General features: G+C 39.7%; 23 protein-coding genes. 18 read left to right on the top strand and 5 right to left on the bottom strand.

All coding sequences use genetic code 11. The annotated features are described in order from the left end of the window. Positions 1–2 precede the first annotated feature (2 nt). On the bottom strand, positions 3–482 hold the full coding sequence (locus IE339_RS20635) for a GAF domain-containing protein (RefSeq protein WP_242170771.1): 480 nt from the start codon (positions 480–482) through the stop codon (positions 3–5). 394 nt (positions 483–876) lie between these two features. Here IE339_RS20635 and refZ point away from each other — a divergent pair, with 394 nt between their 5' ends. Beyond that, on the top strand, positions 877–1524 hold the full coding sequence (gene refZ / locus IE339_RS20630) for a forespore capture DNA-binding protein RefZ (RefSeq protein WP_242170769.1): 648 nt from the start codon (positions 877–879) through the stop codon (positions 1522–1524). On the opposite strand, the gene hisJ is transcribed toward refZ, so the two are convergent. Continuing rightward, a complete protein-coding gene (hisJ, locus tag IE339_RS20625) occupies positions 1521–2318 on the bottom strand; it encodes a histidinol-phosphatase HisJ (RefSeq protein ID WP_242170765.1) in 798 nt (265 codons plus the stop codon). The genes refZ and hisJ overlap by 4 nt on opposite strands. Before the next feature lie 321 nt (positions 2319–2639). Here hisJ and ezrA point away from each other — a divergent pair, with 321 nt between their 5' ends. Continuing rightward, entirely contained in the window at positions 2640–4331 is a 1692-nt protein-coding gene (ezrA, locus tag IE339_RS20620) for a septation ring formation regulator EzrA (RefSeq protein ID WP_242170762.1), read from the top strand. A gap of 36 nt (positions 4332–4367) precedes the next feature. Here the strand turns inward: ezrA and brnQ are convergent, their stop codons facing one another. Next, positions 4368–5705, bottom strand: a complete 1338-nt coding sequence (brnQ, locus tag IE339_RS20615) for a branched-chain amino acid transport system II carrier protein (RefSeq protein ID WP_242170760.1) — start codon at positions 5703–5705, stop codon at positions 4368–4370. A gap of 190 nt (positions 5706–5895) precedes the next feature. Here brnQ and IE339_RS20610 point away from each other — a divergent pair, with 190 nt between their 5' ends. The 4 genes from IE339_RS20610 to IE339_RS20595 all read left to right on the top strand — a co-directional run bounded on the left by IE339_RS20610 (position 5896) and on the right by IE339_RS20595 (position 10389). Next, entirely contained in the window at positions 5896–7044 is a 1149-nt protein-coding gene (locus IE339_RS20610) for a cysteine desulfurase family protein (RefSeq protein ID WP_242170756.1), read from the top strand. Next, positions 7041–8261, top strand: coding sequence for a tRNA uracil 4-sulfurtransferase ThiI (gene thiI / locus IE339_RS20605; RefSeq protein WP_242176261.1), 1221 nt, complete (start codon positions 7041–7043; stop codon positions 8259–8261). The genes IE339_RS20610 and thiI overlap by 4 nt, the downstream gene beginning before the upstream one ends. Positions 8262–8503: 242 nt before the next feature. After that, positions 8504–8698: an alpha/beta-type small acid-soluble spore protein gene (locus tag IE339_RS20600; RefSeq protein ID WP_053401048.1), complete on the top strand. Its 195-nt coding sequence runs from the start codon at positions 8504–8506 to the stop codon at positions 8696–8698. 104 nt (positions 8699–8802) lie between these two features. Further along, positions 8803–10389, top strand: coding sequence for an amidohydrolase (locus tag IE339_RS20595; protein WP_242170754.1), 1587 nt, complete (start codon positions 8803–8805; stop codon positions 10387–10389). A gap of 62 nt (positions 10390–10451) precedes the next feature. On the opposite strand, the gene IE339_RS20590 is transcribed toward IE339_RS20595, so the two are convergent. Then, positions 10452–11255, bottom strand: coding sequence for an NAD kinase (locus IE339_RS20590; RefSeq protein ID WP_242170752.1), 804 nt, complete (start codon positions 11253–11255; stop codon positions 10452–10454). Between the two features lie 148 nt (positions 11256–11403). Between IE339_RS20590 and sppA the strand changes: the two genes are divergently transcribed. The 9 genes from sppA (at position 11404) to IE339_RS20545 (ending at position 18925) form a co-directional block, all read left to right on the top strand. Further along, the gene (gene sppA / locus IE339_RS20585; RefSeq protein ID WP_242170749.1) at positions 11404–12414 is read left to right on the top strand and encodes a signal peptide peptidase SppA; all 1011 of its coding nucleotides are present in this window, start codon (positions 11404–11406) and stop codon (positions 12412–12414) included. Between the two features lie 10 nt (positions 12415–12424). After that, positions 12425–12916, top strand: coding sequence for an RDD family protein (locus IE339_RS20580; protein ID WP_242170747.1), 492 nt, complete (start codon positions 12425–12427; stop codon positions 12914–12916). A 96-nt stretch (positions 12917–13012) separates the two neighbouring features. After that, the gene (locus IE339_RS20575; RefSeq protein WP_242170745.1) at positions 13013–13720 is read left to right on the top strand and encodes a DUF2953 domain-containing protein; all 708 of its coding nucleotides are present in this window, start codon (positions 13013–13015) and stop codon (positions 13718–13720) included. Between the two features lie 12 nt (positions 13721–13732). Then, complete coding sequence (gene ytfJ / locus IE339_RS20570) at positions 13733–14224, top strand: GerW family sporulation protein (protein WP_242170743.1); 492 nt, start codon at positions 13733–13735, stop codon at positions 14222–14224. A 136-nt stretch (positions 14225–14360) separates the two neighbouring features. Then, a complete protein-coding gene (tpx, locus tag IE339_RS20565; RefSeq protein WP_053400836.1) occupies positions 14361–14861 on the top strand; it encodes a thiol peroxidase in 501 nt (166 codons plus the stop codon). A gap of 215 nt (positions 14862–15076) precedes the next feature. Next, positions 15077–16066: a class I SAM-dependent methyltransferase gene (locus tag IE339_RS20560; protein ID WP_242170740.1), complete on the top strand. Its 990-nt coding sequence runs from the start codon at positions 15077–15079 to the stop codon at positions 16064–16066. Positions 16067–16252: 186 nt separating this feature from the next. After that, a complete protein-coding gene (locus tag IE339_RS20555) occupies positions 16253–17440 on the top strand; it encodes an acetate kinase (protein WP_053400838.1) in 1188 nt (395 codons plus the stop codon). 131 nt (positions 17441–17571) lie between these two features. Further along, positions 17572–18417 (top strand): EcsC family protein, encoded by an 846-nt coding sequence (locus IE339_RS20550; RefSeq protein ID WP_242170738.1) that lies wholly within the window; start codon positions 17572–17574, stop codon positions 18415–18417. Next, positions 18410–18925 carry a MogA/MoaB family molybdenum cofactor biosynthesis protein gene (locus tag IE339_RS20545; protein ID WP_242170735.1) on the top strand — a complete coding sequence of 172 codons (516 nt, stop codon included), beginning with the start codon at positions 18410–18412 and terminating at the stop codon, positions 18923–18925. The genes IE339_RS20550 and IE339_RS20545 overlap by 8 nt, the downstream gene beginning before the upstream one ends. 40 nt (positions 18926–18965) lie before the next feature. Here the strand turns inward: IE339_RS20545 and IE339_RS20540 are convergent, their stop codons facing one another. Beyond that, entirely contained in the window at positions 18966–19283 is a 318-nt protein-coding gene (locus IE339_RS20540; protein ID WP_242170733.1) for a hypothetical protein, read from the bottom strand. Positions 19284–20131: 848 nt separating this feature from the next. Between IE339_RS20540 and IE339_RS20535 the strand changes: the two genes are divergently transcribed. The 3 genes from IE339_RS20535 to IE339_RS20525 all read left to right on the top strand — a co-directional run bounded on the left by IE339_RS20535 (position 20132) and on the right by IE339_RS20525 (position 23005). Further along, positions 20132–21358: an argininosuccinate synthase gene (locus IE339_RS20535; protein WP_242170731.1), complete on the top strand. Its 1227-nt coding sequence runs from the start codon at positions 20132–20134 to the stop codon at positions 21356–21358. Beyond that, a complete protein-coding gene (argH, locus tag IE339_RS20530) occupies positions 21355–22743 on the top strand; it encodes an argininosuccinate lyase (protein ID WP_242170728.1) in 1389 nt (462 codons plus the stop codon). Before IE339_RS20535 ends, argH begins: the two co-directional genes overlap by 4 nt. Before the next feature lie 100 nt (positions 22744–22843). Continuing rightward, a complete protein-coding gene (locus IE339_RS20525) occupies positions 22844–23005 on the top strand; it encodes a hypothetical protein (RefSeq protein WP_169775943.1) in 162 nt (53 codons plus the stop codon). The last annotated feature ends 125 nt before the right edge of the window (positions 23006–23130 follow it).

Raw genomic sequence — 23130 nt, 5'->3', positions numbered from 1 at the left:
GGTTAAATAAACGGAAGAAGTTCTTCTACGAATAGCTCAAGATATTTTTTGTCTGTTTCGTCAAAACGATCTGTAATTGGGCTATCGATATCTAGTACGCCAATGACGTTTCCTTCTTTAACCATTGGAACAACGATTTCAGAACGAGAAGCTGCATCACAAGCGATATGTCCTGGGAATTGGTGAACGTCTGCGACAAGCTGTGTTTCTTGTGTTTGTGCAGCTGTTCCACATACCCCACGCCCAAATGGAATACGAACGCAAGCAGGAAGACCTTGGAATGGTCCTAATACTAATTCGTTTTGCTCGTTTAGATAAAAACCAACCCAGTTTGTTTCTGTAAGAAACTGATTTAATAATGCGGATGCATTGGCTAAATTAGCAACTTGATTTGTTTCACCTTCTAATAGTGCTTTTAGTTGTTTAATCAGAAGCTCATAGTCTTTCTCTTTGCTACCGCTATAGTTTTCGACATTAAACATGGTCGTTACCCTCCGTAATCGTTGTGAAATATAAATAAATGACAGAACTAGTCAGTTTATTAATAACTTTGTCGAGAAGTCACTAGAGGAATTTCATAGAAAGTCAAGAAAGTGTATTTATAACGACTTTTCTAGGAGAAGATTCTACAAAATTCCTTTTGCCATTTGTGATTTCATAAGCAAGCTGTTGATAATTGGTTTCATTTTTGCATACTTATATCCTCTTTTCAATTGTTTTGTTTCTTTCTTTTCTAAAAAATCATTTTAAACGAAAAAAGATCTTTTTTAGAATTTGAGAGAGCACGACTAATCACCTTTCTTGTGAGTACAAGAAACGGGTGGGGGAATGAGGGATTAAAACGAACGCTTACCAAATGAAAATGGGGTGTTGAGCTTGGCAATTCAATCGAAGACAAAAGATCGAATTATTGATGCAGCCGTAGCGCTTTTTAATACGAAAGGGTTTAATGGAACTTCCGTACGTGATATTTCTCAAAAAGCAAAAGTGAACGTGGCGAATATTGCTTATTACTTTGAAAACAAGGAAGGTTTGCTAGAGCACCTCGTCACAACCTTTTTAGAAGGATATATTCAAGAGGTTGAAGCGGTTGTAACGGATTTAGAAGAGAAGGGGCCAACGGAGTGCTTGTATAAGCTCATTCAAATTCTTCTGCGTTATCATCATGAACATCGCCACATTGCTCGATTCGTTTATCGTGAGATTTCGTTAGATACGGTGTTAATTCGTGAGATTATGACAACGTATTTGACCAAAGAAAAATATTATTTAAAAATGGTGTTTGAACAAGGAATGAAAGAAAAGGCATTTAAAAAACTAAACATCCCGTACGTTATTTTACAGCTAAAGGGAATGCTCAGCATGCCTTATCTTCACCCTCAATACCTTGCAGAAGTGCTGCACGTTTTTTCTCATGAAACCTTCTTCATTGAGCAGTATACGAAAGAACTAGAAAATTGGGTTCATCAAGTGATTCTGGAGCCTATGTCTGAAAGACGTCTCTATGTCAAAATATCGTCTTAAAGCATCGGTTCTAAGCGTGAATAACCTTGACCAACATCCTTTGCAGTGTGGGCATCAGACCCATAGATGAGAGGGATGTTTCTTTTTTTGGCTTCTTTTACAACGGCGTCAGTCGGATAAGGTTCTTCGCAAAGCGGCTTATACAACCCAGCACCGTTATAATCGAGCTGCATTTTTTGTTCTTGTATGAGGTCCAAAATACGATTGGTCTCGTATGAAAACTCTTTTTGACATGGGAATGCTTTTTGGAATTTATGAACAAGCGTCATATGACCGATTCGTTTTGGCTTGTGTGTGCCTAACGAAGAAAGAATGGATTTATAAACCGTGTCATAATAAGCTTTATAGACGTTTTCAACGCCTCCGAATACGTTGATCATCTCTGAAAAAACGTCCGAGCTGTAATCCATGCAGTAGTAAGTCTGGTTGTTTTTAAGAAAATGAACGGATAAAATGCTGTCGTCAATTTCCGGTCCATATGTGTCTAGAAATGTCTTCGTTTCCTCTTCAAATCCTTCAATAAAATCAACTTCAAACCCTACGTTAATGCGAATATCCTGCTTAAAGGATGCTTTAAGCTGTTGAATGGTATGAATATAACCTTCTAAATGCTCGAGTTTCATCCCGCTGTCTTGATCAGGGGTAGGATCGATGAATGAAGGTGGCAACGGCGCGTGTTCTGTAAACGAAATGACTCGAAAGCCTTGCTTGATTGCTTGTTCAATATAGCGCTCAAATGGGTCTGCCGAGCCGTGTGGACAATAAGGCGTATGAATATGTTGATCAGTTTTCATAGGTATCATTTTACCTCCCGTTACGATACGTGTAATAATAGACTACACCGAGTCAAAAAAAATAGAAACTGATTTCTCCAAAGAGCCAATTTTTTCTGCCTTTTCGGCGTTTAAATGTTGAGAATAGTGGTTTTAACCGAAGAAAACACAAGGAACGACAAAATACCAAGATTTTATGCAAAAAAATATAAAAATTTCATCAAAAATAGCTAGGATCGTGGTATCATAAAAACATTGACAAAAAAAGTTTATTTCGTATTTTAAACCATTCATATACATAATAAATTGTAGCATTGGACCGGGAGTTTAAGGGGGCTTAGTATGGAACTTACTATAGCGATAATTATCCTCATTATTGGATTGATTATTTATGGATTTTATTCAAGAAAAAAGATTTACAAGGAAGTAGATCGGCTTGAAGCCTTTAAAATGGAACTGATGAACAAACCTGTAGCTGAAGAAATTGCAAAGGTTAAAGAGTTAAATATGATTGGTGAGACTGAGCAGCTGTTTGAGCGCTGGCGTAATGATTGGGATGATATTGTTACAACCGACCTTCCAAAGATCGATGAGTTGCTGATGGAAACGGAAGAAGTGGCTGATAAATATCGCTTTAAAAAAGCAAACCAATTAATTATACATACGGAGCAAACGCTTTTAGAAATCGAAGAAAGTATTTCAGAGATTTTAAAAGAGTTAAAAAACCTTATCGGAAGCGAGCAAAGCAATCGTCATGATATTGAAGAAGTGACCGAGCTTCACCGTGTCGTAAAGAAAAAAGTGCTCGCACATCGTCATTCATATGGAAATGCAGAAGAGAATTTGGATAAGGTTCTTCAAAATGTAAAAGAGCGCTTTGTGGAATTTGAAGAAGCTACGAATAACGGGAACTATTTACATGCTCGTGAAATTGTAATCGGCATTCATGAGGATCTAACGGTTCTCAATGAGTATGTAGAACAAATTCCTAAATTATTAGTTGAGTGTCAGACAACGCTTCCTTCCCAATTACAAGAGCTATTAGATGGATACAGAGAAATGCAGGCACAAGGATATGTGCTTGATCATCTACAGGTTGAAGAAGCTGTTCAGTTCTTACAAGAGCAAACCATCGCTATTACGGCTCTGATCGAAGATTTACAGGTCGAGGAAGCCATTGTACAGCTAGCAGATGTGAATGATCGTCTTGATCACTTATACGATTCGTTGGAGCAAGAGGTCATGGCTTACCACAAAATGAATCGTGAATTAAGTTCGATTTCACATCTTTTAAAAACATTGCAAGAAAAAAATAGAGGGTTACGTGAAGAAACGGTATTTGTTCAGCAAAGCTATCACCTTCAAGAAAAAGATGTAGAAGTTTTCCATCGCATGGATCGTGAAGTGAAAAGGCTGACAAACCTCTATTACACGATTTCGAATAAAATTGCGGATCACCAACTAGCTTATACCATTATTCAGGAGGAGCTAGAAGAGGTATCTAAACAGCTTCAACAGCTTGAAGAAATTCAAAAAGAGTACGTCGAAACGCTTCAAACGTTACGAAAAGATGAAATACATGCAAAAGAAAAGATCACGGATCTTAAAAAGCAGCTCATTGAAGCAAGAAGACTTATTCAACAAGGAAATCTTCCTGGGGTAAGCGTTGAATATAAACAGCGCGTAGAAGTCGCTAGACAACTTCTAGAAGAGGTATCCCTAAAGCTAGAAGAGAAGCCGTTGACGATGGAGGCTGTAAATGACTTATTGCAGCAGGCAGTAGAATCTGTTCAGTCTCTTTTTGAAGAAACTGAGCAAATGGTAGGCGAAGTATTTCTTGTAGAGAAAGTCATTCAATATGGCAATCGTTACAGAAGTACGCATCCTGCTGTTGCACAGTCACTGCGACAATCGGAAGAATCGTTCCGCAACTACGAGTATCATGCGGCTCTTGAACAAGCTGCTAGTGCTATTGAAGGCGTGGAGCCAGGAGCTATGCAACGAATTCAAGGTATTTTAACCGAACGGAAATAAAAAAGATCGTTCACCGCACATGGTGAACGATCTTTTTTATTTAGCCTGAGCACTTTGGCGACGAACATAACCGATGATCCATCCAATGAACCCGACCAAAATGGAAGGAATAAGCCAGCCCATTTGGTTCTCGTAAAGAGGGACATATCGTGTTAAAAATTGATTGATAGGGCCCAGTGGAATTTGTGCTGCGTTCAGCGCATCAAAAAAACTAATGACGGCTCCTGCTGTTACGGAGCCGATATAGACTTCTTGATAAATCCCAAAATTTTTATCGACTAGTGACAGGATAATTAAAATAATCGCAATGGGATAAAGAAACGTTAAGAGAGGCGTTGAAATGCTAATAAGCTTTGTCAGTCCTACATTTGACACAACTAGGCTAAAGATCGAAATCAACATAATCGCCACTCGGTATGACAATCCTCTTATTTGTTTGGAAAGAAATTCGCCGCATGCCGTTAAAAGTCCGATTGAGGTAGTGAGGCAAGCAAACGTGATTGCGATGGCTAAAATGGTGATGCCAAAGGGCCCAAATAGGACCTTCGCTACGTTTGTTAAAATGTCCCCTCCGTTTGTTTGAACGCCTATAGATGACACGCTCGATGCTCCTATGTAGGCAAGAGAAATGTAAACAAGCGCTAATCCAACAGCGGCAATTACCCCCGCTTTCATACAAGTAGATGCGATTCGTTTTGGATCCGTAATTCCTTTGTCTTTAATACTCGTAATAACAACAATGCCAAACACTAGGGCGGCAATGGCATCCATTGTTAAGTAGCCGTCTAAAAACCCTTTGAAAAATGGTGCGTTCGCATATGCCTGTTGTGGAGGCTGAAACGAGCCCATTGGAGTGATCAGACTTTTTATGACGAGCAGTGTTAGTACACCCAGGAGAAGCGGCGTTAATATTTTTCCAACCGTATCCACGATTTTAGAAGGGTTCATGGCAAGCCAAAGCGTAATGCCAAAAAAAATAACCGTATAAATGAATAGGTATGTACCGCTATTTTTAGCTGCTTCATTCAAAAAAGGAGTGACGCCAATTTGGAACGCGACTGTTCCTGTACGGGGAATGCCAAAGAACGGTCCAATGGTTAAGTACGTGATGAAGGTAAAGCATAAACCAAACACAGGATGAACCCTTTTAGCTACCCCTGAAAAGTCCCCTTTGATTCTCGAAGCAGCAATGATTCCTAATAGGGGCAAACCGACGCCTGTTAACAAAAAGCCGCCAATTCCCACAAAAGTATTCGTTCCTGCCTGTTGTCCGAGAGCAGGAGGAAAGATCATATTTCCAGCGCCAAAAAAAAGAGCAAACAGCATTAAGCCTACAGCAAGCAATTCTTTTTTTGTTAGTTCATGTTGTTTCATAGCTCCTCCTATTACTTTCTTCTTTCCTCTATTTTGTTACATCTTCAGTCAATTCATTACGAAATAAATCATGGGATAAAAGAATATTCTGACATAAAAGAACGTAGGGGGCTGTTATTTTCATTCATTTTCAACTGTGGTATCATAACTTGACATTAACATTAACTGTTTAAAAAAGGGAGTAAATGCAGTGATTTATCTTGATAATAGCGCCACTACTCAACCATATAAAGAAGTAATTGATTCGTTTGTGAAAGTTAGCACTGATTATTTCGGAAATCCATCGTCCTTACACGGACTAGGCGGACAAGCGGAGCGATTGCTCAGTCGCTCTCGTGAACAAGTTGCGACTCTTTTGCATGTATCACCAAAAGAGATTATTTTTACTTCTGGAGGGACAGAAGGAAATAATATGGCAATAAAGGGTGTCGCTTTTCAATATCAAAACCGTGGAAAACATATTATTACAACAGAGATTGAACATGATTCCGTTCATCAGCCGTTTAAACAGCTAGAAGAATGGGGATTTGACGTGACCTATCTATCGGTGAATGAAGAAGGACTCATCTCAATAGAGGAATTAAAGAATTCCTTACGTGAGGATACTATTCTTGTCTCTGTTATTCATGTGAATAATGAAACAGGTGTTATTCAGCCGATAGCTGAAATCGGGCACGTGTTGGATGAATATCCAAAGACTATTTTTCATGTCGATCACGTCCAAGGGATTGGAAAAGTCCCGCTTGATTTTAAAAAGGCTTCTATTGATCTCCTCACCTTATCGGGCCATAAGTTCCATGGTCTTAAAGGAACAGGAGTTTTATATGTACGTGAAGGGATTAAACTAGCTCCCTTATTAAGTGGTGGAGAACAAGAGTCACAGCTTCGATCAGGTACCGAAAATGTCCCTGGAGTTGTTGCGCTCGCTAAAGCTCTACGAATGACCCTTGAGAATGCGGCCGATAAAAATGAACGTATAAAAGAACTTCGTAAGATTTTAGTCCGTCAATTATCTGATCAAAGACACTTAACGATTAATAGCCCGTCACATGGTGCTCCTCACATTTTAAATGTTACGTTTCATGGAATGAAGGCGGAAGTATTTGTTCATGCGTTAGAGGACAAAGGTATATATGTATCTACAACGTCTGCATGCTCATCAAAAAAGAAAAGTCCAAGTAAAACGCTTCTTGCGATGGGGAAAAAACGAGAAGATGCCGATCAAGCTATTCGAATCAGTCTTTCCTACCAAACAACGCAAGAGGACGCTGAAAAGGCAGCAACAGGTATTTTACAAGCAGTAGAAGAACTGAAAGAAGTTGTGAAGGAGAAACGATAATGTACAATCATATTTTAATTCGATACGGTGAAGTATCGACAAAAGGTCAAAACCGTAAGCAGTTTTTAACGCGTTTACGTAAGCATATTTTACATGTGCTTGCTGATTTCCCCTCTATTCTAATTGAGCAAACGAGAGATCGTATGTACATTCATTTAAAAGGGGAAGACCCAAAGCCAATGATTCCGAAGCTTCAAGAAGTATTTGGTATTCAAAGCTTTAGTCTAGCTTTAAAAGTGGACTCAGAAATGGATCAAATTAAAGAAGCGGCTTTAAAGGCGATTGAAGAATTTGATCAACCGGAAACAACATTTAAGGTGTCTGCAAGACGCTCTGATAAACATTTTGAATTTGATACGAATGGCATTAACCACGAGGTTGGCGGTCATATTTTACGAAACACAACGAATTTAACGGTTAACGTAAAAAAACCGGATATTAACCTGCGAGTAGAAGTTCGAACAGAAGCCACGTATATTATGTGCTTTGATTATCCAGGAGCTGGAGGATTGCCAGTTGGTTCTGGCGGTAAAGCGATGCTTATGCTTTCAGGTGGAATCGATAGCCCAGTAGCTGGTTACTTATCCATGAAGCGCGGTTTGGAAATTGAAGCTGTTCATTTCCATAGTCCTCCGTTTACAAGTGAGCGTGCCAAACAAAAAGTAATCGACCTTGCTCAAAAGCTTGTTAAATACGGTCACAAAGTTCGCTTGCACGTTGTGCCATTTACAGAAGTTCAGCAAGCTGTACACAAACAAGTTCCTGAAAACTACACGATGACATCCACTAGACGTATGATGCTGCGTATCACGGATAAAATCAGAGAGCAAGAGCAGGCGCTCGCAATTGTAACAGGTGAAAGCCTTGGACAAGTAGCGAGTCAAACGGTTGAAAGTATGTATGCAATTAATGAAGTGACGAATACGCCAATTATTCGACCGCTCATCGCAATGGATAAAACTGAAATTATTAATATCGCAAGAGAAATTGATACGCATGATATTTCAATCCGTCCATATGAGGATTGCTGTACCATCTTTACACCTGCTCAACCAAAAACAAGACCGAGACGTGAAAAGGTCAATCGTTACGAAGCATTTTACGATTTCGAGCCGTTAATTGATGAAACGGTGAGAAATACAGAAGTGTTGGAATTTACGAGTGAAACGGACATGACTCAAAAAGAAACAGTTGCCGTTGAGAACGATTTGTTTTAATTATTGAATGATTGCAGAACAATAAAAAAGACTATCCTAGGAAAACTTCCTATACGGATAGTCTTTTTTATTGTGTTTGTAGAGATTCAAATAGAGCAGAAAATGGTTTTTTATAGGTGAAAACTGTTCGTTATTTGACAAAAGAAGAATGGTTTAAACATAAAGAAAAAATTACCAAAAAAATTATGTATGAACATTTGCGCTTTGACACAATCTATATTCAACAAGGAGGTGACACACACATGGCAAACACAAACAAATTAGTAGTTGCTGGTTCTCAAGCAGCTATCGACCAAATGAAATACGAAATCGCTTCTGAATTCGGGGTAAACCTTGGAGCTGAAGCTACTGCTCGCGCTAACGGATCTGTTGGTGGAGAGATCACTAAACGCTTAGTTCAAATGGCTCAACAACAATTAGGCGGAAGCTACAAATAATTATAAACATGGCTACAGAGAGTGAGCGAAAGCTCACTCTTTTCTATTTTCTCTTTAATTGATTATAATAAGAATAATGAAAAAATTTTAGGGAGATGTTGAATGTGGCCACACTTTGGTTTGGTGGAACGATTTATACAATGGTAAACGAACTGGAAACAGTGGAAGCAATACTAGTAGAGGACGGAACGATTCTTGAGACAGGTAGTGTGGCTACCCTACAAGAAAAGTACGGAAATCGAATAAATGAGAAAATTAATTTGAAAGGAAAGGTGTTATACCCAGGATTTGTCGATAGTCACATTCATTTAATCGGGCACGGGGAAAAGTTACTTCGACTAGACTTATCCGCTGCCACATCAGCAGAGGAAGTCCTGCAATTAGTAGAGGAAAAAGTAAAAACAACGCCACATAATGAATGGATTATTGCCGAAGGATGGGATGAAAATCAGTGGAAGACTCCACGTATTATTCATCGTAAAGAGCTCGATGCCATCACAAGCGATCACCCAATTATTATGAAACGTATTTGTCGCCATGCGCTGATTGCTAATACATATGCACTGACATTATCAGGAGTAAGTGATGATGTAAAAGAGCCACAAGGAGGAATTGTAGATAGAGAAGAAGACGGAACGATCACAGGATTCTTAGTAGATGAAGCACAGCAGCTTGTGACGAGTAAAATGCCTCTTCCTTCCGAAAACTATTTGCAACGTGCTCTTCAGTTGTCGGTTCAAGATGCTTTTAGCAAGGGACTGACGGGGGCTCATTCAGAGGATTTAAACTATTATGGTGGATTTCTACGTACGTATGAAACGTTTCAACATGTCATTAATGGGTCTAAAACAAAATTCCGCGCTCACTTACTGGCTCATTATGGTGTAGCAGAAGAAGCTTTCTCATATGCCGACCACCACGAAGATCCATTTATTGAAATTGGCGCGATGAAAATTTTTGCAGATGGCTCTTTAGGTGGAAGGTCTGCTCTGTTAAGTAAGCCTTACGAAGATGATGAGACGACACAAGGAGTGGCGATCCACACCCAAGATGAGCTATCGGATTTGGTGAAAAAAGCACGCACATTTGGACGAACGGTCGCGATTCATGCGATTGGTGATTTGGCATTTGAATACGTAATTACGAGTTTAGAAAAGCATCCACCAAAAGCAGGTCAGCGAGATCGAATTATTCATGCTCAGATTTTGCGTCCCGACTTAATTGAACGAGCGAAAACTCTTCCGATGATTCTTGATATTCAGCCCCGATTTGTGGCAAGTGATTTTCCGTGGGTAGAGGAGAGACTTGGCCATGAGCGGATGAAATCTTGCTACGTTTGGAAAACGCTTATTCAAAAAGGCTTTCACTGTGCAGGAGGATCAGATGCGCCAATTGAGCCAATGGATCCGTTACTCGGTATTCATGCGGCCGTATCACGTAAAAATAGCCCCACTTCTTCTGACGTATATATGCCAGAAGAGAAGCTTTCTGTTTTTGAAGCCGTTCGATTATTTACATACGAAAGTGCGTACGCTATCAAGAGAGAGAATGAGGTTGGATTAGTTTCACAGGGATACAAAGCAGATTTTACAGTTCTAGATCATGATTTATTCAACATGGCAGAAGATGAGATTCCAAATGCAGGTGTATATATGACGGTAGTGGACGGGACGATCATGTTTCAGCAATAATGTTTGCTCTATTAATATGAAAAGACGCTCTCTATTATAGAGAGCGTCTCCTAACATACTGATTATAAGAACGTTCGTTGCACGCGTTGCCAAAATGAATTGTCTTTTAGTTTAACGGTTTTCACTTGCTGATCTGCAAGTGAAATTGTGATTTTTTCCACCTGCTTTGAACTAATGGCCTCGTTATCTAGTCCAATCGTTGGGTAATGTGGGTTATCAGGCGAAAAACGTAGTGTTAAGGTATTCTGATCGCTTAAGATAAACGAAGATACTAGCGTACGATATTGATTATTATTTAAAGACGCAATTTCACTCACCTGTAAGCATGGAAGAAGTGGATCTACGACCGCTCCGTTTACGGACTTATTGTAAGCCGTACTTCCAGTTGGGGTTGCGACAATCATGCCGTCTCCTCGGAACGTTTCAAAATGGAGCTCATTAATAAATACTTCCATTTCAAATGTTTTAATGAGTGAAGAACGTATTGAACATTCATTCAATGAATAAACGGGTGGGTTTTGATCAATTTGTGTTTGGATGACTGGAAAGCGTCTTACTTCTACTTCGCGATTGCTAACCGCTTCAACCATTTTATCCGTATCCTCAATATGGAAATCGCAATAAAAGCTCAGTTGATTAGCTGTTGTAATCCCAGCATAGAGGCAATCATCACGGAACCCTGATTGACGAACAGCTTGAAGGAAATCTCCGTCTCCGCCTACTGAAATGATGATGCTTGCTTCTTTCATAGTGTGAACGATTGTAAAATCATGTTTTTCTGCTAGCTCTTGTAAGGGCTTAACACGATTAATTGTTTCAGCATCTTTTTTGTGGAAAAAATAAATGTTGCGGCGATTTGTTGTCATGGAAGTTCCCCCTTGTTTGATCGTAATAATAGTAGAAAGCATTCATGTTCTTCAAAAGAATTTGATACACTATATATGTATTCTACGAAATTTTTTGAAAAAATAAAAGAATTATCCTATTTTTCAGTTAATTACAGGAGGTTTTTACATGAACAAAAGGCGTTGGGTAGCCCTAGGACTCGCAATAGGATTGTTCTTAATTTCAATTCTTGTAAGCGTTACGACGAGCGTACTGTTTAATGATGTTGGAGAAGGTCTTTCATCTGTTATGGGTGATGACGAGGGGTTTGCAGAAAAAGTCATCAAAGACGGAAATGATGCGAAAAAAATCGTTGTTCTCGAAGTAAGTGGAGTCATCCAGGATACAGGTGAATCCTCTTCTCCATTTCAAAGTGGAGGGTACAATCACCAAGAGTTCTTAAAAATGATTGATCAAGCGAAAAATGATCCGCAAGTAAAAGGGCTTATTGTAAAAGTGAACTCACCTGGTGGAGGCGTCGTTGAGAGTGCTGAAATACATAAGAAGCTGGAGGAGTTCAAAGAGAAAACAAAGCATCCCGTTTACATTTCAATGGGTAGTATGGCAGCATCAGGCGGTTATTATATCTCAACAGCAGCGAATAAAATTTATGCCATACCCGATACGCTAACAGGATCTTTAGGCGTGATTATGCAAAGTCTTAACTACGGTGAGCTTGCAAAGAACTTCGGTGTGAAAAATGAAACCATTAAAAGCGGTCCTTACAAAGATATTATGTCACCAACACGTGAGATGACGGCGGCGGAAAGACAAATTATGCAACGTCTCGTTGATAATGCATACGGTGGATTTGTGAACGTAATCTCAAAAGGACGAAATCTTTCCGAAGAACAGGTACGAAAGATTGCGGATGGCCGTGTGTATGATGGAAGACAGGCAAAAGAGTTAAAACTAGTAGATGAATTAGGATATTTTGATGATACGGTAAAAGGGATGAAAAAAGATGAGCATTTAAAAGGGGCAGAAGTTGTTTCATATGAGTCCTCTTCGCTAGGTCTATCTTCCTTCTTATCCATGAGCGCACAAAAAGTGCTAGGAAACACGCAAGAGCTAACAGGAATGCTGAAGCTGCTTAGCAATCCAAGTTCTCCGCGCTTAATGTATCTGTATGCAGAATAGGAGTGAGTAAATGGATTATACAGACAATTATTCTACTAATGAACCTATTCACACAGCACCTGAAGTGACCGTATCGAACGAGCGGGTTATGGTCAGATATGCGGGATTTTGGATGAGGTTTTGGGCGTATCTCGTTGATTTACTTGTCATTGGTAGCTTAGAGAGAATTATCGTTAAGCCCCTATTTCATCTCTTGGGTCTTTCTACTAATGATGGGTTACTAACGCTTTACGGATTTGTATCGGCACTTGTATTTTATGCATATTTCGTATTCATGACGAGGTGGTTCAGGCAGACGCTCGGGAAAATGATTTTTGGACTACAGGTCATTGATCTAAAAGATGATCGCTTGCGATGGTCGACGATTATATTTCGAGAAGTAATTGGCCGATATGTTGCTAAAACCATTTTTCTAATTGGGTACTTGCTTGTTGCGTTTTTACCACAAAAACAAGGATTGCATGACTATTTTGCGGGCACAACGGTCATTCATCGTTCATAAGTGCAGGGAAGGAAAAGACAAACACTCTTTTCCTTCTTTTTTTGTTTATTTTTCGCTTACAAGGAAATAATAGACAGTTGAGAAGAGGTGAACGTTTTGATATGGATATGGTCGGTTTTATTAATTCTAGTTGTGCTTCTTTTCCTTCTATTTTGGACAAAGCTAACCATTGTTCTTGTAATTAAACACATAGGTGACGATGACCGAATTACGCTAAAGTTTTCAGCCTGGTTTGGATTAATACGATACAAATACGAGATTCCACTAATCCAAGTGGATGATGATTCACCTACTTTGGTAGTAGAAGAGAATAAAGGAACAGATACAGCGGGTGGCGACTCAAAAAATAAGAAAACAAAAAAGTTCTCGCTACATGATATTCAAGAAACGGTTCATAATACGAGGGAGCTGTTTCGGCATATTATTGGATTTCACAGGATCATTCGAAGATTTTTGAGAAGAATTACGTTGACGGATGTTAGCTGGCGTTCAGCAGTCGGTGCTGGAGATGCTGCTCATACAGGTATGTTAGTAGGAGCTATATGGACGGCAAAAAGCGGCATCATCTCACTTATGAGCCAGTATTTCCGTTTAGTAGGACAGCCTTTTATTGCGATCCAACCAGATTTTCAGCGTCTTCGTTCCCAAACGCATTTATCTTGCATATTTAAGTTTCGGATCGGGCATGCTATAGTAGCAGGTTTACTAGTATTCAAGTATTGGCGCAGTGCTTATGGAGGGCGAAAGGAACTATTCGCTCAGCTTTTCAACAAGGACAAACAACAGTCATCTGTTGAATCTTAGGAGGTACATAGAATGGAACATCCAATTAAAGGTCTTATGTCTACCGCAATGGAAAACTTAAAAGATATGATTGACGTAAATACGATTATTGGTGACCCCGTTGAAACACCTGATGGGAGCGTCATCTTGACCGTATCAAAAGTTGGTTTTGGATTTGCTGCTGGTGGAAGTGAGTTTTTCTCAGACGGCTCAACGAATAAATCTGACTCTAGCTCATCCCACAACCATCAAGGAGAGCAGCATAAAAGCCTTTTACCATTCGGTGGAGGAAGCGGTGGTGGTGTATCTATCACGCCAATCGCATTTTTAATCGTCAATTCATCTGGCATTAAGATGCTTCACCTTAACGAAGGTACACATCTATTGGAGAAAATTTTGGATACTGCTCCTCAAACATTAGAAAAAATTCAGCAAGTATTTAAACGAGACAAAAAGCATAGTGATCACGTTCATACAGAACCACACAATGATCACGTAGATCCAAATCATCGCTACGACCTATAAAAGCACCTTTTTGGTGCTTTTTTATGTGGGGAGGGAAAAAGAGAAAATATTCGGCCTTTAGGAAGGTAAATGATTGCATTGGTGCTGAAAGATAGATTAAGATTACACTGTACATATTCGATTAAGGGAGGAAATAATGATGGCAGTTACATTTAAAGGAAATCCAGTAACACTATTAGGCAATCAAGTAAAAGTAGGAGATACGGCTCCTAACTTTACGGTATTAGCAAACGATTTATCTGAGGTAACTCTTGACGATACAAAAGGTTCTGTTCGTTTAATCAGCGTTGTTCCTTCTATTGACACAGGAGTTTGTGATGCACAAACTCGTCGTTTCAACGAGGAAGCTGCAAAACTTGATAACGTAAAGGTGCTAACAGTGAGCGTAGACTTACCGTTTGCTCAAAAACGCTGGTGTGGTGCGAACGGCATTGAGAACGTTCAAACCGTATCTGATCACCGTGATTTATCATTTGGTGAAGCTTATGGAGTAGCTATTCAAGAACTTCGTTTGCTAGCTCGTTCTGTATTCGTAGTGGATTCAAATGACAAAGTAACATACGTAGAGTATTTAGATGAAGTAACAAATCATCCTAACTATGATGCGGCAATTGAAGCAGTAAAAGCTGCAAAATAAGCGGCATTTTTTGCTAAAAAGGAGCCTCAAACGGTCTGAACAACGTTTGAGGCTCCTTTTTTTGTGCATCGCTTTTCTTTGTGATAGAATGTAGTGCTCGGATAAAGTACAATATGCTTGAGTACAAGTCACTACTAAATGATAACAACTTAACTGATAAACCATAAAGTTCGCGGTAGAGCGAGCATAAATAGATAAAAGTAGGAGGAACGTAAATGAATGATTTTTCAAAGGTCGAGACGCTCTTTCAGGTCATCGATCAAACAGCGCTCATTTTAAGAAAAGAATTGGATTGTTCATACCTTGAAGCGGTCGCAGAAACAGGTGAAAATTTATTTCATGGTGATGTGCTACAAGACGAATTAGATGAAGTAACGGTAAGACGACTAAAAAAAGAATATGACAAAATCAGCCTAGATCGTACAGAGTCTGAATTAATCCGTAAGGGATATCAGCTTGCGATTTTAAAGGGGATGAAAGAAGCGATTCAGCCGAATCATCAAATGACACCTGATACTGTTGGAATGTTCATGAGCTACTTAGTTGGTAAGTTTATGCACAATCACTCTACTTATACGGTATTAGATCCAGTGATTGGGACAGGTAACCTTCTAACAACGGTGCTAAATGGACAAAACAAAGTCGAGCAAGCGTACGGTGTTGACGTGGACGAGCTGTTAATTAAGCTTGCCTATGTTAGTGCGAACCTGCAAAAACACCCGATTCAGTTTTTCAATCAGGACAGCCTACAGCCGTTGTTTATCGATCCTGTAGATCTTGTTGTTGCTGATCTTCCTGTTGGGTACTATCCAAATGATGAAGGAGCAAAAGAGTATCGCTTGAAAGCAGATGAAGGACATTCATACGCACATCATCTTCTAATTGAGCAAAGCTTGAACTATGTAAAAGAAGGCGGCTACGTGATGGCGCTTGTTCCAAATAACTTATTTGAAAGCGCGGAAGCTCCAAAATTACACGAGTTTCTGAAGGATGAAACGGTTATTCAAGGACTTATTCAATTGCCACTTTCTATTTTCAAACAAGAAAGTCACGCCAAAAGCATCTTTATTTTACAAAAGAAAGGTGCAGAGGTTGAAGCTCCTAAGCAAGCATTACTTGTCGATCTTCCGAAGTTCACAAACAAAGAAGCAATGGGCAAAATGATGGGTGAAATTGATCAGTGGTTTGCCGTTAATAAACGCTAACAACCTTTCAGAAAATAATGAATTTTCATCGTGAACGCTTACAATTCGTTGAAGCTCTTGCAATATGACAGTACGAATGATTAAATGAATGAGGATAGAATATGTGTCGAAATGCATAGAATATTGTAGAGTGAAAAAATATATTCAATCAGTTTTTCGTACGAAAAAAAGGAGCTGTTTCATAAGATGTCAAAAATCATGGCCATCAATGCTGGAAGTTCTTCACTTAAATTTCAACTGTTTGAAATGCCAAGTGAAAATGTTCTAACAAAAGGTCTTGTTGAGCGTATCGGTTTAAAGGATTCTATTTTTACAATTTCCGTAAACGGTGAGAAGAAAACTGAAATTACAGATATTCCAGATCACGCAGTAGCGGTAAAAATGTTAGTAGATAAACTACTTTCTGAAGGTATTATCAAATCTTATGATGAAATTACAGGTGTAGGTCATCGTGTTGTTCACGGTGGAGAGAAGTTCAACGATTCTGTGCTTGTTACAGATGAAACGCTAGCAGAGATTGAGGCACTATCTGATCTAGCACCACTTCACAACCCTGCGAACGTAGTAGGAATTAAAGCATTCCAAGAAATTTTACCAAGTATCCCAGCAGTAGCTGTGTTTGATACTGCATTCCATCAAACGATGCCTGAGCAATCATTCTTATACAGCCTACCATATGAGTACTATGAAAAATACGGTATGCGTAAATACGGCTTCCACGGTACATCTCATAAATATGTATCAGAGCGTGCAGCAGAGCTGTTAGGTCGTCCGGTTGAGCAATTACGTTTAATTTCTTGTCACTTAGGTAATGGTGCAAGTATTGCAGCTATTGAAGGCGGTAAATCAATTGATACATCCATGGGCTTCACACCTTTAGCTGGTGTAGCAATGGGAACTCGTTCAGGGAACATTGACCCTGCTTTAATTCCTTATATCATGGAGAAAACAGGCAAAGATGCAAACGAAGTACTACAAGTATTGAACAAAGAAAGTGGTCTTCTAGGTATTTCTGGTCTTTCAAGTGATTTGCGTGACCTTATTCAACAAGCAGATGAAGGTAATGACCGTGCTCGCGTTGCATTAGAAGTATTCTCTGGACGTATCCATAAATACATCGGTTCTTATGCAGCTCGTATGAGTGGTGTTGATGCAATCATCTTCACAGCTGGTATCGGTGAAAATAGTGCAGTTATGCGTGAACGTATCCTTCGTGGATTGGAATTCATGGGTGTATACTGTGATCCATCTCTTAACAACACAATGGGAGAAGAAGCTTTCTTAAGCTATCCTCATTCACCTGTTAAAGTTATGGTTATTCCAACAAACGAAGAAGTTATGATTGCACGCGACGTTGTTCGTTTAAGCAACTAAGCATAAATAGATGGAGAGCCTAGTCACATGACTAGGCTCTTTTTTTATGACAACCATTTTACCACTCTTTTCATGGTTGGGTCCGTTATTTGTTATAATGTGAGTAAATAAGCATTTGAAGGGGTGGAGAAATGAGTGTACATAATCGTGAAGAGCAACTAAAGCTAGACATTATGCAATGGCAGGAGCAGTTAAGCCGATACGAAGTGTCAAAATGGGAAAAAGGATACGAAGAGTGGATAGATAAAATGCTGGCTAAAATTCCCGAAGAGACAGCTCAAACATATCTACAGCGTATGGATGGCTGGCTTTATCAGCTGACGACGGTCATTCAAGGGACCCAGCTACAAACAAATGCAAAAGAGCGCATTTTAGAAACGGCCCGTGTATTCAACAGCGACATTGAAAAAATAGAAGATCTTCAATCGTTGTCTATTGATCAGCTATCTTTCATCTGTGAGCAACAGGTCAGCAAGCAGCGGCTCGTGTCATTCATTCAAGGTACTTTAGCTGGAACGGGTAAGCCTGTGTTATTGGGAACAGATTTGATTGCCATGCTTGCTACAAATCTACATGCTATTCATGTGATTGGCATGTCTTATGGATATAAAATGAATAGTCCATTCGAGTTAATGCTCTCGCTAAAAGTGTTCCATGCCGCTAGTTTGCCAAAACGCTGGCAACGAAACGGGTGGGAGATGCTAGTAGAAGAATTAAGGGAAACGGACCTGCCGTTCTTTTATGAAGGTGATGAGCAGGTAATTGATAAGACATGGATTGAAAAGGCCGGTCTACAAATTGGGAAAGCGGGCTTAATCTTATTAACAAAGCGTCAATCTTTGCAAAAGCTTCCACTTATCAGTATGGCTATCGGAGCGGGTGTGAACTACCAATTCACAAAGCAAGTAACTGATTATGCAAAGCGTTTTTATCAATATCGCTTTTTAGAAGGAAAGGACGAAACGTACAGTGAATAACAGTCAAGAGCATGCCAAAACGGCTCCGCAGCAATTACGGTGCTGGGTTGTGACGATTAGTGATACGAGAACAGAAGAAACGGATAAAAGCGGTAAGAGAATTATCTCGCTGCTAGAAGAGGATGGTCATCATATTCAAGGGTACGAAATTGTGGCCGATGATCAGCAGCACATTCAGCAGGCCGTATTGTCTGCTGCACTACAACCAGATGTGGATATTATTATTACAAATGGTGGAACAGGGATTTCACTTCGAGACGTTACGATTGAGAGCGTCACGCCGCTTCTTCAAAAGGAGATCGTTGGGTTTGGAGAATTGTTCCGTATGTTAAGTTATACAGAGGACATTGGTGCAGCTGCGATGATGAGTCGTGCGGTAGCGGGTGTGATTGGTGAAAAGGCACTATTCTCATTACCAGGTTCAACAGGAGCCGTTACGCTTGGAATGAACAAGCTTATTTTACCTCAGGCTAGACACGTTGTAGGAGAAATAAGAAAACAGCGATAAAATGATCAAAAGCAAAAGTGATTCGTCACTTTTGCTTTTTTTATGCGTGCTTTTTGGATGATGTTATGTTTTGGTTCGTGCGATACCAAATCCAAAGGTCGTTGATAATGGAAGCAAGGTTGGCGATTTCGCTATTCAACTCACACGAACGAGAGAAGTTTTCTTCGTCATCTAGCTGTGCTTGTTTTTGGTTAATGAGCTGTTCGACGTCTTTGATACGATCTGGAATATGGCCACGAATGTGTTCCCATTCCGTTAGGATTTGCTGCTGAGTGTGAAGATCGATTGTCTTCCATTCTGCTGGTAAAACGGGTTTTTTAATGCCCAAGCGTTTGTCATAGGTAAAGTAATCGCTCATCTTCCCACATCCTTTTGCATTTTTTCTTTTAGTGTATCGTAATTGGAAGTATAGTTCTATTTTTATGTGAAAAAGTAGTCCGGCCCTTCGTTTCAGATTGCTTCGCTTTCCACGGGGTGAGCGCTGAGCTTCCTCGTCACTTCATTCCTGCGGGATCTCATCTGACTCACTAAGCCCGTAGGAGTCTTCGCATCTTTCACTTCGGACCTAGTATTGTTAAATGGGGAAAGTAAGACAGAATTACTCTTCTTATTTGGTGTGTCATTATAAGGATTATTGTTTCCAATGGGAGTAAGCTCTTTCTAATTGTTCGTCCTCTCATTCCGGTCTAATGTGTAGAAATGTGAAAAAGTAGTCCGGTCCTTCGTTTCAGATTGCTTCGCTTTCCACGGGGCGAGCGGTGAGCTTCCTCGTCATTCCATTCCTGCGGGATCTCATCTGACTCACTAATCCCGTAGGAGTCTTCGCATCTTTCACTTCGGACCTAGTGTCGTTAAATGAGGAAAGTCAAAGAGGATGGTTCCGTTTATTTAGTATTTTATTGTAAGGGTTATTGTTTCAGATGGGAATAAGCTCTTTCTAATTGTTCGGTCTTCCATTCCAGTCCGATGTGCAGTTGAAAAGATAGAACAATGCTTCAGTGTGTGTGTAAGGAAGAAAAGTAGTTCTCCCTTACATTGTTTTTTTGTCCAATTGGTTCTGTGTTTCAAAACATCTACATGCATGAAATATAAATATTTATACTTTTTCGTGAATAAGTATTGAAAAAAGTTGTTATTACTGTTACATTATTATTAACTTAAATGAATAAAAATAGATTTTTATATAGATAGAGGAGGAACAGCATAATGAGTAAATCTAAGATTGTGCTTGCATATTCAGGAGGATTAGATACATCGGTGGCGGTAAAATGGTTACAGGAGAAAGGCTATGATGTAGTTGCTTGTTGTTTAGATGTAGGGGAAGGGAAAGATTTAAACTTTGTAAAACAAAAGGCACTGCAAGTTGGAGCGGTTGAGTCTTATGTGATTGATGCAAAAGAAGAATTTGCGAATGTTTATGCATTAGCAGCTCTTCAAGCACACACGTTGTATGAAGGCAAATATCCACTTGTTTCTGCGCTTTCACGTCCGTTGATCGCCAAAAAGCTCGTAGAAGTAGCAGAAAAAGAAGGGGCAGTAGCTGTTGCACACGGCTGCACAGGGAAAGGTAACGATCAGGTTCGCTTCGAGGTATCAATTAAAGCGTTAAATCCAGATCTTGAAGTAGTTGCACCTGTGCGTGACTGGAAATGGTCTCGTGAAGAGGAAATTGAATATGCAAAAGAGCATAACATCCCAATTCCAATTAACTTAGATAGCCCGTTCTCCATTGACCAAAATTTATGGGGAAGAAGTAATGAGTGTGGGGTATTAGAAGATCCATGGGCAGCACCACCAGAAGAAGCTTATGATTTGACCGCTTCATTAGAGAAAGCGCCAGATGTGGCTGATACGGTCGAAATCACATTTGAAAAAGGGATTCCGGTTGCGTTAAACGGCGAGCTTTATTCTCTGGATCAGCTTATTTTAGCGTTAAATGAACTGGCTGGAAAACACGGTGTCGGAAGAATTGATCACGTAGAAAATCGTTTAGTTGGGATTAAGTCACGTGAGGTGTACGAATGTCCAGGGGCAATGACACTTATTAAAGCACATAAGGAACTAGAAGACTTAACGCTTGTAAAAGAAGTAGCGCATTTCAAGCCGGTTATCGAGAAAAAACTAACAGAAATTATCTATGAAGGTCTGTGGTTTTCTCCATTAACAAAAGCACTACTTGCATTTTTAGAAGAGACGCAACAATACGTGAACGGCGTTGTACGCGTAAAATTATTTAAAGGGCACGCGATCGTAGAAGGTCGTCAATCTGCAAACTCGTTATATAATGAGAAACTTGCGACGTATACGAAAGATGATGAGTTTGATCACAATGCAGCGGTTGGCTTTATCTCTCTTTGGGGACTTCCGACAAAGGTTCACAGCATGGTAAATAAGACAGAAGCGGTGAAGGACAACGAGAAGGTGACACTATGAGCAAACTATGGGGAGGGCGTTTTACGAAACGCCCTGAACAATGGATCGACGAGTTCGGCGCATCCATTGAATTTGACAAACAGCTAGTAGAAGAAGATATCGAGGGAAGCTTGGCTCATGTAAAAATGCTTGCTAAATGCAACATTCTTTCACAGGAAGAGGCAGGGGAAATTCAAGCAGGTCTTACGACTTTATTAGAGAAGGCTAAGAAAAAAGAGCTTTCGTTTTCTGCTCAATATGAAGATATTCATCTTAATATTGAAAAGTTACTAATTGATGAAATTGGTCCAGTAGGAGGTAAGCTTCATACAGGACGTAGCCGTAATGACCAAGTGGCGACAGATATGCATCTTTATTTAAAGAAGCACGTTCAGACGATTACAGGTCTGATTAAAGAGCTACAAAATGTGTTAATCGTCAAAGCGGAAAAGCACGTGGAAACCGTGTTCCCAGGATATACACATTTACAGCGTGCTCAACCTGTTTCGTTTGCACATCATTTGTTGGCGTATTTTTGGATGCTTCAACGTGACGTGGAACGATTTGAAGAGTCACTAAAGCGTATTGATCTCTCTCCTTTAGGAGCGGGTGCACTAGCAGGTACAACATTTCCGATTGATCGTGAATATACGGCGGAACTACTAGGATTCTCAGGAATTTACGAGAACAGTATGGATGCTGTAAGCGACCGCGATTTTATTTTAGAGTTTTTAAGCAATAGCTCAATGCTGATGATGCATCTGTCACGTTTTTGTGAGGAGCTTATTATTTGGTCGAGCCAGGAGTTTCAGTTCATTGAAATGGATGATACGTACGCTACGGGAAGTAGCATCATGCCACAAAAGAAAAATCCAGATATGGCAGAATTAATTCGTGGAAAAACAGGTCGCGTATACGGTGAATTGTTTGGTTTGCTGACCGTCCTAAAAGGCACACCTCTTGCGTATAACAAAGACCTACAAGAAGATAAAGAGGGAATGTTCGACACGGTTACAACGGTAGAAGGAAGCCTTACTATTTTTGCAGGTATGATTGAGACGATGACAGTGAAAGAACAGCGTATGTCTCAAGCAACGAAGCAAGACTTCTCCAATGCAACGGAACTTGCGGATTATTTAGCAGCAAAAGGCATGCCGTTTAGACAGGCTCATGAAGTAGTTGGGAAGCTAGTTCTTGCTTGCATTCAAAAAGGAATTTATTTAATGGATCTATCTCTTGAAGAATATCAGGAGATGTCTTCGTTATTCCAACAAGATATTTACGAGGTATTAGACCCATACAATGCTGTTAGTCGTCGTGATAGCGCAGGTGGCACTGGTTTTAAACAGGTCAAAAAAGCGATTCAAAAAGCAAAGGACTGTGTTCAGCAGCCCATATTCGTTTAAAAGAGAAGGAATGAGCGATGCTCATTCTTTCTCTTTTTTTGTATAAAAATCCACAAATAGTAGAACATACAAAGGATTATTTCATAAAGGAGCGAGGAACATGAGCGAAAAGAAACGTCCACAAAATCAATTTGAATACAATGAACAAGGTGACCAAGAGACGTCACAACAAATTATGGATGCTTATTCAAGTGGTGTTGTAGGTGGAGAACATCCATCTCAAACGACACAAAGCACAAAAGATACGCAAGAAGAAATGTAATGTGTCAAAGCAGAGGGCTTTTGTAAAAGCCCTTTTTGTTTTGCGTTAAATTCTTTTAGAAAATTTATCCACCAAAAGCTTATACGAGCGTTATATAAGAACAAAAAGGGAATAACTTATTGTAT

Source organism: Priestia koreensis (assembly GCF_022646885.1).
GTDB classification, from domain to species: domain Bacteria; phylum Bacillota; class Bacilli; order Bacillales; family Bacillaceae_H; genus Bacillus_AG; species Bacillus_AG koreensis_A.
The sequence above is the reverse complement of the archived record's forward strand: the minus strand, read 5'-3'. Positions and strand labels throughout refer to the sequence as shown.

Coding starts and splice junctions, on each gene's coding strand:
- tpx (WP_053400836.1), top strand. CDS start 14,361: ATGATGGCAGTTACATTTAAAGGAAATCCAGTAACACTATTAGGCAAT.
- IE339_RS20580 (WP_242170747.1), top strand. CDS start 12,425: ATGGATTATACAGACAATTATTCTACTAATGAACCTATTCACACAGCA.
- argH (WP_242170728.1), top strand. CDS start 21,355: ATGAGCAAACTATGGGGAGGGCGTTTTACGAAACGCCCTGAACAATGG.
- IE339_RS20535 (WP_242170731.1), top strand. CDS start 20,132: ATGAGTAAATCTAAGATTGTGCTTGCATATTCAGGAGGATTAGATACA.
- IE339_RS20635 (WP_242170771.1), bottom strand. CDS start 482: ATGTTTAATGTCGAAAACTATAGCGGTAGCAAAGAGAAAGACTATGAG.
- IE339_RS20555 (WP_053400838.1), top strand. CDS start 16,253: ATGTCAAAAATCATGGCCATCAATGCTGGAAGTTCTTCACTTAAATTT.
- IE339_RS20525 (WP_169775943.1), top strand. CDS start 22,844: ATGAGCGAAAAGAAACGTCCACAAAATCAATTTGAATACAATGAACAA.
- IE339_RS20540 (WP_242170733.1), bottom strand. CDS start 19,283: ATGAGCGATTACTTTACCTATGACAAACGCTTGGGCATTAAAAAACCC.
- IE339_RS20590 (WP_242170752.1), bottom strand. CDS start 11,255: ATGACAACAAATCGCCGCAACATTTATTTTTTCCACAAAAAAGATGCT.
- IE339_RS20560 (WP_242170740.1), top strand. CDS start 15,077: ATGAATGATTTTTCAAAGGTCGAGACGCTCTTTCAGGTCATCGATCAA.
- ezrA (WP_242170762.1), top strand. CDS start 2,640: ATGGAACTTACTATAGCGATAATTATCCTCATTATTGGATTGATTATT.
- brnQ (WP_242170760.1), bottom strand. CDS start 5,705: ATGAAACAACATGAACTAACAAAAAAAGAATTGCTTGCTGTAGGCTTA.
- IE339_RS20600 (WP_053401048.1), top strand. CDS start 8,504: ATGGCAAACACAAACAAATTAGTAGTTGCTGGTTCTCAAGCAGCTATC.
- sppA (WP_242170749.1), top strand. CDS start 11,404: ATGAACAAAAGGCGTTGGGTAGCCCTAGGACTCGCAATAGGATTGTTC.
- IE339_RS20550 (WP_242170738.1), top strand. CDS start 17,572: ATGAGTGTACATAATCGTGAAGAGCAACTAAAGCTAGACATTATGCAA.
- hisJ (WP_242170765.1), bottom strand. CDS start 2,318: ATGAAAACTGATCAACATATTCATACGCCTTATTGTCCACACGGCTCG.
- ytfJ (WP_242170743.1), top strand. CDS start 13,733: ATGGAACATCCAATTAAAGGTCTTATGTCTACCGCAATGGAAAACTTA.